The following is a 12,778-nucleotide window of genomic DNA, read 5'->3' on the forward strand; positions in this document are numbered from 1 at the left end:
CTTCCGGACTCTAGCAGATCCTGCGACCCGCTTTTCGTCCGTTGCTTTCCGCCTTCGAAACTTTCGTTTCCTCGGCTTCCGGCTCTTCGAGCTTAGCAGTCCTTGCGGCCTGCTTCGCTCACCGCTTCGGGCATCGGGAATTTACATTCTCCGAGGCATTTGGCGGCGTCCGCAGACTTTAGCGGAGCGCATTCCCGATCGCCTAATCGGTGATCATGGATTTGCTCGCCTCCCGGGCGGACTTCGCAACAGTACACGGCCGGGCCCGGAGCACCAAATCGCTCCGAGCCCGGCCGCTCATACCGTCCCCGCGGCGTCAGCCCAGGGTCAACGCCCCTTCCCCATCGCCGGTTTCGGGCCCGTCACCGGCTTCGGGCCGGGCAGCGTGTTCGGGCCTGCCTCCGTCACCGGGGGCGTGGTCGTGACCGTGCCGTCGTGGGTGAAGCCGATGCCCCGGAGAGTGGGCAGCGGGCGACCGTCGGTGGTGCCGGCGAGTTCCACTCGGTATTGCAGGAAGCGCGATGCGCTGCCGACCGTGTCGCCGGGGCGGGTGAGGTCCTTCCATGGTGTCCAGCTCGCGTCCGGGGTGGCCGTCGTGCCGGTGCGTACCGATACCCGCAGCGTGGTGCCCTTGGGGATGTCGGCCTGCCAGTCGCCGGCCAGCCAGGTCACCATGCGGCCCGCGTCCAACGGCTTCGACACGTACGTACCGGTTGAGGCCCGGTCCAGGGTGAGTGCGTCCGGCCGGTCGCCGCTGACCGCTCCGCCGGAGACCGTGCCGTTGGTGAAGTCGAACGCGCCGGTCTCGGCGACGCCCGGCCTGGGCATCACCAGTCGGGCGCTGTCCTTCTTCCTTCCGTCGCCGCCCGACCAGGTTCCCTCGTTCCCGGCCGCGTCGACGCCGGCGAGGCGGAACGCGTAGGTCTTGCCCGAGCCGAGGTGGCCGAGCTTGGCGTGGTGCTCGGTGGTCGACTGCTTCCGGTCCGCGTATACCGGGCGCACCGACGCGGGGTTGTCGCCCAGGAGCACCGAGGCGGTCGTGGGCTTGTCGGTCTTCCAGGTCAGGTCGGCGCTGCCGTCCGGCCAGGTCTTGACCGAGACGTCGCTGATCACCGGCGCCTTGCGGTCGGCCTTGGGGGTGCGGAACTCGGCGGGCTTGGCGTTCGGGGCGGGCCAGACGCTGCGCTCGCCCTTCGCGTTCTCCGAGGTGAGTCGGTAGTAGTAGGTGGTGTCGGGCTTGAGCGCGCCCAGGGCGATCTTGTGTTCGCCGGCGGTCTCCACGCTCTTGTGGGTGATCGGCATCTGGTCCGGCCTGGTGCCGAGCTGCATCTCGGTGGTCGAGGGCACGTCGGTCGTCCAGGTCAGCGTGCCCGAGCCGTCCGCCGTCGGGGCGGCCTTGGCCTGGGCGATCTGCGGTGCGACCGGGTTGGCGTAGGTCGCCGTGTAGGCGCCGGAGGTCCCGTCGAAGACGGCGTACTCGATGCCCTTGACGGTGGTCTTCTGGAAGGTGACCGGAATGCCGCCGCGGGAGAGCGCGGTGAGTGTGGTGCCGCCCGAGCCGGTCGTCGGCAACATCGTCATCAGGTTGGTCGCGGCCGCGTTCTGGTTGACGGTGAAGGTGACCGAGTTGCCGACCCTGGTGAGGCCGGTGATCGTGGACGCGTTTCGGGCGTCGGTCCAGTCCAGCAATTGTTTGGCCGAGACGATCGGGACGTTCTTCGCCTTGGCCGAGGCGATCAGGGCCTGCTCGATGTCGAGCTGACCCACGTTGCCCACTCCGCCGTTGGCGTTCGCCGAGTCCGTGTGGTTGTTCATCACGAAGGCGCCGTAGAAGCCGTCGTTGTTGGCGCCGTTGACGAGCTGGTCGAAGGTGTCCGGATAGACCTGCTGGAATTCGTCGTTGATCTGTGTGGTGCCCTGGTAGATGTCGATCATCTGACCGCTGGGGTCGGTGAATCGCATCGGGAAGCCGGAGCCGGTGAAGAAGCCGGGACTCGCCTTCATCAGCGGCCCGCCCCAGGTGTTCTTCCAGTAGTCCGGCATGTAGTAGTAGTTCGTGTCGAGCCGGATGCCCTTGGCGCGGGCGATCGAGGCGTTCGAGCTCCAGTCGGGCCAGGTCAGACAGTGGGTGCGGTTGGTGGTCGGCTTCAGGGGCGCGTAGCGGGTGAAGTCGTCCAGGCTGTTCTCGTACACCGCGCCGAGTTCCGCGTTGATGTCCGTCTGGGACGCGCCGGCGCGCAGTTGCGGGCAACTGCCGTTCTGGTCGACGTGTCGGGCGATCTCGAAGCCCTGTGCGGTCCAGTTCTGGACGTCGGACACCGACGGTGCCTGGGTGCCCTGCGGTCCCGGGCCCCAGACGTAGATGGTGCCGCGCATGCACTTCCAGTTGCGCACCGCGGCGTCGCGCAGCGCGGCGATCGGGCTCGCGCAGGCCGGGTCGGAGCTGTTGTTGTTGTAGCGGGTGACCCTGCCCTGCATGTCGCTGAGGTTCTGGCCGTGGTTGTCACCGGTGGAGACCATCACGACCTTGAGCAGGTCGGGTGCGGCGGTGGCGGCGTTGCCGGGCAGGTACCAGGTGCGCGGGATCGGGGCCTTGGCGCGGTTGCCGATTTCGATCAGGTTGGCGAACAGGCGCTGCTGCTCGTCGGCCTGCGGGACCTGGACCCGGCTGAGGTCGACCCAGTCCGGATAGAACATGTCGTCGGCGCGCATCAGCGGGCCGCCGCTGTCGGAGAAGTTGTCGTTCTCGACGCCGGCCTGGGCCGGGTTGCCCTGCCGGGTCTGCACGATCGAGCGGGCCAGGTCGTAGGTGAACGCGGACGCGGTGCCGCTGCCCACGGTGCGGGTGGTCACGGCCGGGCCGAGCGGGCTGGTGCCGGTGCGGGTGTACAGGTCCGCGACACGGACCGTGCCGACGCCGCCCGGGACCGTCCACACGTCGGCGGGCCCGTGGTACTGCATGCTCAGTTGGCTGTAGATGCCGGCGCCGGCGGCGGTGCCGCTGTCGACCTTCATGTACTGGTTGGCCTGGAAGCCGCCGGAGGTGCCGAGGCCGAGCAGGCCGGCCAGGGCGGCGCGCGGGTGCATGGCGATCAGGTTGCCGCCCGCGTTGACCCACGCGGTGAGGTCGGCGACCAGTTGCGTCGAGGGGGCGAAGTCGCCGAGCACGACGGTGGTGTAGCCGTTGAGGACGGTCGCGGTGACCGCGCTCGCGTCCTTGACCGCGAACGAGTTGAGGCCCTCGCTGCGCAGGATCTCGGTGTAGTAGCAACTGAACGGGTTGGAGTCGGCCTTGATCACCAGGATCGGGCCGGTGTTGGGCGCGTCGCACGGCGGGGTCGGCGGGGCCTGGCCGGTGGTGAAGGTCCAGGTGGCGTCCGGCATCGCGTTGTCGGATCGGTCCTTGACGCCGCTTACGGTGAGTGTGTAAGGGGTGCCGTAGGCCAGTTCGGCGTTCGGCTTGAGGGTGAGCTGGGTCGGTGTGGTCGGGTTGTCGAGTTCGAGCTCGGCGGGCACCGCCGTGCCGTTGCGCTTGAGCTGGAAGTTCAGGCCGGTGGGCTTGAGCGGTTCGCTGAAGGTGACCGAGGGCTGGATGCCGGAGAGCACGCCGTTGGCGTTCGGCGTCGGTGTCATGTCGGTGACGGCGGGGGCGACGGTGTCCTCGGCGTTGGTGCTGAAGACCACGTCCACCCAGTAGTTGCTGCCGTTCCAACTGTCCGTCGGGTAGCTGCTGCCGGCGTTGTACTTGTACACGCCGTTGCCGCCGTCGACGCCGTCGGCCAGGGCCGTGATCATCGAGTTGCCGACGGGTTGGGAGAACGAGGCGGTGTTGGCCGGGTAGTTGCCGTTGGGCGCGAAGTAGGACGCGACGTAGGTGACACCGGCGTGCACGGTGATCGGGGTGGGCAGGTCGACGGTCTGCCAGCCGCTGCCGGTGCGGTTCACGTTGGGCACGGTGGCCAGGCGGGTCTGGGTGTTCTTGTCCCACAGGCTGACCGCGTACGGGCCGGTGCTGCCGGTGAGCTTCCAGAACCTGATCGACTTGATCTGGCCGTCGGTGGTGGTGCGGAACTTGACGCCGACCTCGACGCTGTTGTTGTCGGTCTGGTTGGGCGTGCTCGGGCTGACCGGGCCGGTCCAGATGCTGGTTTCCACGGACTGGCTGCTGCCGGTGCCGGTGGTGAAGGACCAGGACTTGGTGGCCATGGTGTTGCCGGCGGCGTCCTTGGCCCCGGTGACCGTGACGGAGTAGCCGGTGGATACCGCGAGTGCCGCGGTGGGCTGGAAGGTCGCGGTGTTGCCGGTGTACGTGGCGGTGCCGGCGACGGCCGGGCCGCCGGTTTGGGTGACCGCCCACTGCACGGTGGCAGGCTGTACCGGCTCGCTGAAGGTGGCGGACAGCGGTGCGGCGGTGGCCACTCCGGTGGCGCTCGCGGCCGGCGTGGTCTGGGTGACCGTGGGCGGCGTGGTGTCGGCGCCGGGGACGAAGGAGACGTCCACCCAGTAGTTGCCGGCCTGGTAGGAGTCGGTCGGCATGCCGCCGCCGGGGTTGTAGGTGTAGACGCCGTTGCCCTGGGTGCCGTTGCTCGCCGGGGCGACGAGTTGTTCGACGGTGTGGTCGATCGCGAAGAAGTTGTCGGTGACCGTGTAGCGGCCGCCGGGTGCGACGTAGGAGGCGATGTAGGTGGAGCCGGCGGCGACCGGGATCGGGGTCGCGAAGGTCGCGGTCTGCCAGCCGGAGGCGCTCTCGCCGGTGAAGGTCACCGAGGTCGCGGTGCCGGTCGCGGTGTTCCAGATCCGGCCGGTGTGGGTGCCGGTGTTGCCGGCGTCCTTCCAGAATTTGACCTGGGTGATCGTGCCGTTGCTGTCGGGCTTGAACCGCACTCCCACCTCGACGGCCACCGCGTCGGTGTCGGTCACGGCGCCGGCGGGGGTGGCGCCGGCGAACAGCGAGCACGGACTGCATGGCGCGGCCTGGGCCGCGGTGATCGGTGCGAACAAGGTGAACAGCAACGCGCCGATCGTGGCGAACGCGATGCTCGTCCACGTCGCTCTGCGTGGCCGGTGACCCGATCTGGTCCTGGCGCGGGCAGCCTTCATCGAGTTGGTGCTCCTCAATGGCATGACGGTCGGTTCGTGGGGGTCGAAAGGGCCGTGCGGCGCGCCGGATCCGGGTCGCCGTGTCCCTTTGCGAGACCGGCGGCCGGCGGATCGATGTCGATGCCGCCGGCTGCCGGGTCGGTGCCCGGTGTCGGGTCGCTGGGGCCACCCGCACCGCTGTGGGCTAGTTGGTGGTGAAGACGACGTCCACCCAGTAGTTGCTGTCGTTCCAGGTGCTGGTGGGGAAGCCGGTCCCGTAGACGTAGACGCCGTTGCCGCCGACGCTTCCGGACGCGGCGGCCTTGATCGGCCCGGTGCCGGCCGCCGAGGTCAGGCCGCCCTCGGTGGAGGAGTACCGGCCCTGGGGGGCGAAGTACGAGGCCACGTAGGTGGTGTTGGCGGCGATCACGATCGGTTGGGCGAAGTTCACCTGTTGCCAGCCGGAGGCGGTTTCACCGGTGAACGTGGCGGTGGCCAGTGCGGTGCCGGTCGAGGACCACAGCGTCCCGGTGTGCGTGCCGGTGTTGTTGGGGCCCTTGTAGAACCGCAGTCCGGTGATCTTGCCCGGCACCGTGCTGCTGAATTTGACGCCGAGTTGGATGCCGGTGGTGTCGGTGTCGGAGAGCACGGCCGGCGTCGCGGTGGCGGGCCAGATCGTGCAGGACGGATTGCAGGTCGGCGGTGGTGTGCCGCCGGCCGTGGTGAAGGACCACGACCTGGGGGCCATCGGGACGCCTTCGGCGGTTTGTGCGCCGCTGAGGGTGACCGAGTACGACGTGCCCGGTGCCAGGTCGGTGGTGGGATCGAAGGTGGCGGTCCTGGTCCCGGCGTTGTAGCTCGCGGTGCCGGCGACGGTGCTGTTGTCCGACTTCTTGAGCGACCACACGATCGTCGCGGGTTGCACCGCGAGGTCGAAGGTCGCGGCGAGGTTGCCGGCGACCGGGGCGAAGCCCGCGCCCTCCGCCGGGACGATCGTGGTGACCACCGGCGCGGGGCCGGCCGGGCCGGTGTTCGAGGTGGTGAACACCGGGTCGACCCAGAAGTTGGCGTCGTTCCAGGTCGAGGTCGGGAATCCGGTGCCGTAGCGGTACACCCCGTTGCCGCCGGAGGCGTTGCTGGCCGGTGCGGTGAGCGGGCCGCGGATGTGCGCGTTGGTCAGGCCGCCCTGGTCGGCGCTGTATCTGCCGTTGGGTGCCTGGTACGACGCCACGTAGGTGGTGCCGGCGGTCACCGGTACGGGCTGACCGAACGTCACCTCCTGCCAGCCGGAGGCGGTTTCACCGGTGAACGTGGCGGTGGCCAGTGCCGTGCCGGTCGAGGACCACAGCGTCCCGGTGTGTGTGCCGGTGTTCGCGGCGTCCTTCCAGAAGCGGATTCCGGTGATGAAGCCGGCCCGATCGGGCTGGAATTTGACGCCGAGTTCGGTGCCGGCGGTGTCCGGGTCGGGCCCGGACGAGGGTTGGTCGGTCGGGGTCCACAGGGTGCATGGGCAGACGACCGGTTGCGGTGGCCCGCCGATGGTGACCGTGACGCCGGCACCGGGGGTCTCGGTCCGGGCGCTGTCGTCGGTGGCCCGGGACTTGATGGTGACCGACCCGCCCGGGCCGGTGGTGAACACGTAGGTCCAGTTCTCCCGCCCGGTGGTGGCCGGGTGCCAGGTGGCGCCGTTGTCCACCGAGACCTCGACGCCGCCGACCTTGCCGCCGGTGTCGGTCGCGGTGCCGGTGACCGTCACGTTGGCGTTGGCGGGCAGGCTGCCCCCGTTGGTGGGGGCGGTGATGGTCGAGACGGGCGGTGTGGTGTCGGTGCTCTTGACCGGCACGACCATGCCGGCCATCAGCGTGCCGGGTTGCACGCCCATGTCGGAGAAGAGGTTGATGGTGGCCTGCTGCATCGCGGTGTCCACGGTGCCGTTGGCGCCGATCCGGTAGACGTCCAGGCCCCAGGCCCATTGCACGGTGCCGGCGCCGAAGACGAGCGCGCCGCTGGGTGCGCGGTAGAGGGTCAGGCTGTGGGTCGAACTGCCGTCGGCGTAGGTCGAACCCTGGTCCTGGAGCACCGACATGCCGGACTTGACCGTGGTCGAGAGCCGGATCAGACCCGCGGGTCGGGCGCCGTTGTCCAGGTCGGAGTCCCATTCGTAGCCGAGGGTTCCGCTTCCGAGAGTGGTTTGTTCGGTGAGGCCGAGGGTGGCCAGGCGGGTGTTGCGCCACAGGCGCAGTCTGCCGTCGGCACCGTTGGCGTACATGTCGGTGGTGCAGCAGTTGACGGTGAAGATGGTGCCGGTGAGGCTGTTCTCCGGTCGGCCGCCGTCACCGGGTGGCGAGAAGCGCGGGTCGCGCCACGTGCCGGTCCACATGGCCGGGCCGAGCGGGTCGATCGACTCGTTGGCGTGGGTGTCCTTGTACGCCACCAGGTTGCGGTGGTCGGGACCGTTGCCGTTGATCCCGCCGTTCTCCCAACGGGTTTTCCAGAACACCTCGTTGCCGGAGAAGAAGGCGAGGTTGACGCCCGCGTCGCGGGCCGCCTCGACGTTGGCCCGTTGCGGGCCGGACCAGTACTCGTCATGACCCACCGACAGGAACACCTTGTGGTTCTTGATCAGTTGGCCGCGTCGATCGCTGTCCACACCGGTCGAGTACGTGACGTCGTAGCCGTTGCGCTCCAGGAAGCGCAACATCGCGAACTCGGCGTTGAACAACGAGTCCGCGGGGTTGTCGGCACGTGTCGTGAACGGCCGGTTGTAGCTGACCTTGTACGCCCGACCCACCGGCTGGCCGGTGTAGAGGTCGTTGCCGCCGTACGCGTTGTACGCCTGCCACGTGGTGTCGGACGCCTGCATCAGCAGCGCCGAGTGCGAGGCGTCGTTGCGGACCACGAACGGGATGTGGCTCGCGCCCGAAGTGCCGTCGGTGCGTGTGGGTTTGGCGATGTAGTAGCCGGACGCCGCGTCGGCGGGTACGGTCCAGGAAGCGGAGTCGGTCCAGTTCGAGCAGTCGATCAGGCCGGTCACCAGATTTTCGGTGTCGCAGTTCGACTGCTGACGCGGGGTCACCGCCGAGGCCGGGATCGTGTAGACCTTGCGGGCGCCGTTGCCGTTGTACCAACCGAGCCGGTAGATGTCGACGCGATAGGAACTCGCGGTGGTGTCGATCCGGAACTTGATCTGGCCACCGGCGTTGACGCTGATGTCGGTGGAGAAGCCCTGGATGGAGCTGCTTCCCGCACCGCTGACGTCCCATTCGGTCCGCGGGTTGCCGGTCTTGCTGTTCTCACAGACGACCGCGTTCGTGACCGGCGCGTCGCACGGTCCCGCGGCTGCCTTCGGTGTGTTCGGTGCCGCGACGATCAGCGCGAGCAACAACGCGATGAGCGTCGGAATCGTTGCTCTGCGCAGCCGCGGCCTGGGCATGTTCATGAGTGTCCCCCACCCCAACTTCGGTGCCCGGGGCGGTGTCCCGGGTCCGAGATAGGGGAAAGTGTGGCGCACGTTCCGGCCTGTTGTCCGGGTTTTGCCCTCTCGTGAAGCGGCCCGTGGGTACAGTGCGGGGGCCGGGGGCGGGTCGGCCTCGGGTCGGACTTGGGGGAGTTCGAAACACCGGCCCTCGCGGGGCTGGTTCCGCACGACGGTCCGGGGGGACTTTGTGAAGGTAGTGATCACCGGCGGCGCCGGTTTCATCGGCTCGAATCTGGCCGCCGCGTTGCAGGACCACGACGTCGTGCGCGACGTGCACGTGGTCGACGACCTGTCCACGGGGTCGCTGGAGAGTCTGGCCGGTCTGAAAGTGACGTTCCATCAGGGATCGATCCTGGAGCCGGAGTTGCTCGACCGGGCATTCGCGGGCGCGGACGCGGTGGTGCACCTGGCGGCGTTGCCGTCGGTACCGCGGTCGGTGGAGGCGCCGTTGGCCAGCCATCACGCCAACGCGACCGGCACGTTGGAGGTGCTGGAGGCGGCGAGGCGGGCCGGGAACATCCACGTGGTGGCCGCGTCCTCGTCCTCGGTGTACGGCGCCAACCGCGAGTTGCCCAAGCGGGAGGACATGCGCACCGCGCCGCTGAGCCCTTACGCGGTCAGCAAGTTGGCCACCGAGTCGTATCTGATCGCCTACGGCAACTGCTACGGCCTGCCGGTGTTGCCGTTTCGCTTCTTCAACGTCTTCGGGCCCGGTCAGCCCGCCGATCACGCCTACGCGGCGGTGATTCCGCGGTTCGTGGACGCGGCGTTGGCGGGTCGGCCGTTGTCGGTGCAGGGCGACGGCGAACAGACGCGGGACTTCACCAACATCGGGAGCGTGTGCGCGGTGCTCACCGACGCGGTGCTGCGCCGGGTGGTCTCGGACATTCCGGTCAACCTGGCGTTCGGCTCCCGGACTTCGTTGAACGCGTTGATCGACTTGTTGACGCAGGTGCTCGGGCATTCGGTCGAGGTCGAGCATGTGCCGCCGCGTCCCGGCGATGTCCGGGATTCGCAGGCGGACGGGTCGCGGCTGCGTGCGCTGTTCCCGACCGCGGAGCCGGTCGAGTTGCGGGACGGGCTCGCGCAGACGGTCGCGTGGTTCCGGTCTCGGCTCAGCTGAGCCGGTCCTCGCGCGGGCGGAGCGGTCGAGCGGGTGAACCCACCACGGTGACGCCCGCCGGTACGTCGCGGGTGACCACGGCACCGGCGCCGACGAAGGCGCCGGCGCCGACGGTCAGCCCTTGCAGGACCACGGCGTTGCTGCCGACGGTGGCGTCCTCGCCCAGGTGCACGTTGCCGGAGATGTTCGCGCCCGGGTACACGGTGCTGCGGGGGTCGAGCACCGCGTCGTGACCGATGGTGGCGTTGTAGTGGACCTGCACGTGCCGGCCCAGGGTGACGCTGCTGGAGACGTGTGCGTTGGCCTGGATCAGGCAGCCGGCGGCGATCGAGGTCTCCGGCGAGATCACCGCGCGCGGATGCACGAGGGTGACGGCGCGCAGGCCGCGTTCGTCGAGCAGGAGAGCCAGTCGGGCGCGGGCGGCCGGGGCGGCGATGCCGACCAGGTAGTCGCCGGAGTCGACGTCGGCGGGGCGCAACACCGGCAGGCCGCGCACCTTCTCGCCGGCGCGGGCGTCGTCGAGGAACGCGGTGACGGTGAGGGTGGTGGCGAGCGCGGCGTCGAGGGCTTCGCGGCCTACGCCGCCGGCCCCGCAGATGTAGAGCGGCATGAGGGACATCCTGGCATCGCCGGGCGGCCGGGATGAGCGCGCGCACTGGGGCGCGGTACGGGTCGGGCCCGGATCGTCGAGCGGAAGCGGGTTGTGCGGTGGAGGCTGACCGGGAAGGGGACCGTCGGGTCCGGGGTTGGGCGCGGTATCCGTCCCGACTCGATCTGTTGGGTGCGGCCGTGGTCGCGATGACCGCGCTGTGGGCGCTGGTGGCGGCGGCGAACCGGGCCGGCGAGCCGGCGGCGTTCCTGCTCGCGTTGTCGGCCGCCGTCGGCGGGTATGTGCTGGGGCGTTTACTGGGCGTGGGTTCCGCGTTACCGGCGCCGGCGATGGTGGCCGGCGCGGTCGCGGGAATGTCGGTGTTGTGGCCGGGCGCGTCGAGTGGGGACGCGACGGCGCCGCCGTTGCACTACGGGAATGCGAACGGCGCGTTGGTCGCGCAGGCGGCGGGGGCCGCGTGTCTGGCGGCTCTGGCGGTCGCCTCCGCTCGGTGGCGGCGCGGAATTCTGGTACTGGCGGCCTTGTTGGTGCTCGCGACGTTCGCGACCCGGTCGGTGGCGGCCGCGGTGGGCGCGCTGGCGGTGTTGTCGGCCGGGTTGTTGTCGGCGGCGGCCCGTCGCAAGGGCACGGTGGTACTGGTGTCGGCCCTGTGTGTCGTCGGCGTCGCGTTGGGCACCGTGGTGCTGGGGGTGCTCGGGACGCGTACGGGTGGTCTGGAGGGCGCGGCCGAGGCGGGTCTGACCGAGCGTCGGGTGCAACTGTGGGGCGAGGGGGCACATCTGACGAAGAGTCTTCCGGTGCGCGGGACGGGTCCGGGGATGTTCGTGACGAACAGTGCGACCGCGAGTTCGGATGCGGATGTGCATTCGGCGCACTCGTTGTGGCTGCGACAGAGCGCCGAGCAGGGGGTCCCGGGCGCGGTGTGTCTGGTCGCGCTGGTGGGGTGGGTGTACGTGCGGTTGTGGCGGTCGCCGCAGCCGGTTGCGGTGGTGCTGGTCGGGTCGGCGACGTTCACCGCTTTTCTGGTGCAGGCGTCGATCGACTATGTGGCCGAGTTTCCTGCGGTGTTGGTGGCGGTCGGGGTGCTGACAGGGGTGGCGACGGCCGGTCCGGATCGCAGCGCGCGGGCACGGTCGACGGACGGGGTCTCGTAGCGCGGGCGGGTTGTGGGTCGACCGGCGCGCGGTGGGGATTGTCTGCAATGGGTGGCTCGTTACTTTTGGGCGTGATGCCCGACTCACCCATATCCAGGGGTGCGAAACCTCAGATGATGCTCAGATCCGTGTTGTGTGAGGGGCTCCGCGTCTATTTTGTGGAATCGCCGCACCACGGGCGCACCTATTTCCCAGGCAAGGGGAATGTCACGTCGATTCGCAGGTTTGTCGATCCGCGTGCAGGATTGCCGGAATCCCGTTTCGAGTTCGTTGCGGGATTTTCCAGAAAATAAGAAAAGCGGGACGAGCGGTCCGGGGGGCCGCTGCCGCACAGGTGGGTATGAGCCCTGGGTGTCCCGTGTACGTGCAGGTCACAGCATGCCTGGGCCGCACGATCGTGTTCCGGACGATTCCGGGAAGCCCTCACCGCGATATCGCCTCGGGCCCTTCGAATACGCTGCGCGACCGGTTCGACGTGATGTCCGTGCTCGACCCCCACGATCGGGCACGGACATCCGCACATCGAGCCGTTCCGGCCTCAGGAGACCTCTTCGGCCAGCGAGTCGCCCTTCGGCCGCTGCGGTGGCAACAGCCGGGTCGGGTCGACCGGGGAGTGCGTGATCGGCGCGGACCAGACGATGGGTCTGGGCAGCGGGAATGTCTCGCCGCGGTCCTGCCGGACGGTGCCGGAGCGGGCGGCGGCCTCGCGCCCGGGATCCTCCTGGGGCAGCGTGGCGACCGGCACCGGGAAGCCCGGGTTGACGCCACCGGCGGCGGTGATCCCGCTCGGCTTCAGCAGCACGCCGACGGTGCGCCACAGGATGACCAGGTCGACCCGCAGGCCGCGGTTGCGCACGTACCAGAGGTCGTATTCGATGCGCACCGGCCAACTGAGCGCGTTACGCCCCTGAACCTGTGCCCAGCCGGTCAGCCCGGGTCGCACGTCGAGCCGGCCGCGCTGGCGTTGCGTGTAGTGCACGACCTGGCTCGGCAAGGTCGGCCGCGGCCCGATGATGCCCATCTGACCGCGCAACACATTGATCAGTTGCGGCAGTTCGTCCAGGCTCGTGGTCCGCAGCAGTTGCCCGGCGCGGGTGATCCGGGTCGCGTCGGGTTCGTCCGGATAGCGCGGGTCGTGCATGGTGCGGAACTTGAGGATCTCGAAGTCGCGGCCGTGCAGGCCACTGCGTGTCTGGCGGAACAGTACGGGTCCACCCATGGTCGCGCGGATCATCACGTGTATCGCGAGCAGGACCGGTCCCAATAGAACCAATGCCAGCACGGCCACGGTGATGTCGAACAGTCGTCGCATGCCATGCCCCTCCCCTGGTGTG

Annotated in this window: 6 protein-coding genes; 2 read left to right on the forward strand and 4 right to left on the reverse strand. The window is 69.2% G+C overall.

The window, feature by feature from the left end:
* Positions 1–327: 327 nt before the first annotated feature.
* Positions 328–5,100 (reverse strand): DUF4082 domain-containing protein, encoded by a 4,773-nt coding sequence (locus ACH4U8_RS38375; RefSeq protein WP_395782791.1) that lies wholly within the window; start codon positions 5,098–5,100, stop codon positions 328–330.
* A gap of 184 nt (positions 5,101–5,284) precedes the next feature.
* Complete coding sequence (locus ACH4U8_RS38380) at positions 5,285–8,512, reverse strand: DUF4082 domain-containing protein (protein ID WP_395782792.1); 3,228 nt, start codon at positions 8,510–8,512, stop codon at positions 5,285–5,287.
* 232 nt (positions 8,513–8,744) lie between these two features.
* Here ACH4U8_RS38380 and ACH4U8_RS38385 point away from each other — a divergent pair, with 232 nt between their 5' ends.
* Positions 8,745–9,680 carry an NAD-dependent epimerase/dehydratase family protein gene (locus tag ACH4U8_RS38385; RefSeq protein WP_360309609.1) on the forward strand — a complete coding sequence of 312 codons (936 nt, stop codon included), beginning with the start codon at positions 8,745–8,747 and terminating at the stop codon, positions 9,678–9,680.
* On the opposite strand, the gene ACH4U8_RS38390 is transcribed toward ACH4U8_RS38385, so the two are convergent.
* Positions 9,673–10,290: a NeuD/PglB/VioB family sugar acetyltransferase gene (locus ACH4U8_RS38390; RefSeq protein WP_395782793.1), complete on the reverse strand. Its 618-nt coding sequence runs from the start codon at positions 10,288–10,290 to the stop codon at positions 9,673–9,675. The genes ACH4U8_RS38385 and ACH4U8_RS38390 overlap by 8 nt on opposite strands.
* Before the next feature lie 188 nt (positions 10,291–10,478).
* On the opposite strand from ACH4U8_RS38390, the gene ACH4U8_RS38395 reads away from it, so the two are divergent.
* On the forward strand, positions 10,479–11,444 hold the full coding sequence (locus ACH4U8_RS38395) for an O-antigen ligase family protein (protein ID WP_395782868.1): 966 nt from the start codon (positions 10,479–10,481) through the stop codon (positions 11,442–11,444).
* A 538-nt stretch (positions 11,445–11,982) separates the two neighbouring features.
* On the opposite strand, the gene ACH4U8_RS38400 is transcribed toward ACH4U8_RS38395, so the two are convergent.
* Positions 11,983–12,756 carry a sugar transferase gene (locus ACH4U8_RS38400; RefSeq protein WP_360309615.1) on the reverse strand — a complete coding sequence of 258 codons (774 nt, stop codon included), beginning with the start codon at positions 12,754–12,756 and terminating at the stop codon, positions 11,983–11,985.
* Between the last annotated feature and the right edge of the window lie 22 nt (positions 12,757–12,778).

It is taken from the genome of Embleya sp. NPDC020886, from assembly GCF_044333915.1.
Classification (GTDB): Bacteria; Actinomycetota; Actinomycetes; order Streptomycetales; family Streptomycetaceae; genus Embleya.

Coding starts and splice junctions, on each gene's coding strand:
- ACH4U8_RS38400 (WP_360309615.1), bottom strand. CDS start 12,756: ATGCGACGACTGTTCGACATCACCGTGGCCGTGCTGGCATTGGTTCTA.
- ACH4U8_RS38375 (WP_395782791.1), bottom strand. CDS start 5,100: ATGAAGGCTGCCCGCGCCAGGACCAGATCGGGTCACCGGCCACGCAGA.
- ACH4U8_RS38380 (WP_395782792.1), bottom strand. CDS start 8,512: ATGCCCAGGCCGCGGCTGCGCAGAGCAACGATTCCGACGCTCATCGCG.
- ACH4U8_RS38395 (WP_395782868.1), top strand. CDS start 10,479: ATGACCGCGCTGTGGGCGCTGGTGGCGGCGGCGAACCGGGCCGGCGAG.
- ACH4U8_RS38390 (WP_395782793.1), bottom strand. CDS start 10,290: ATGCCGCTCTACATCTGCGGGGCCGGCGGCGTAGGCCGCGAAGCCCTC.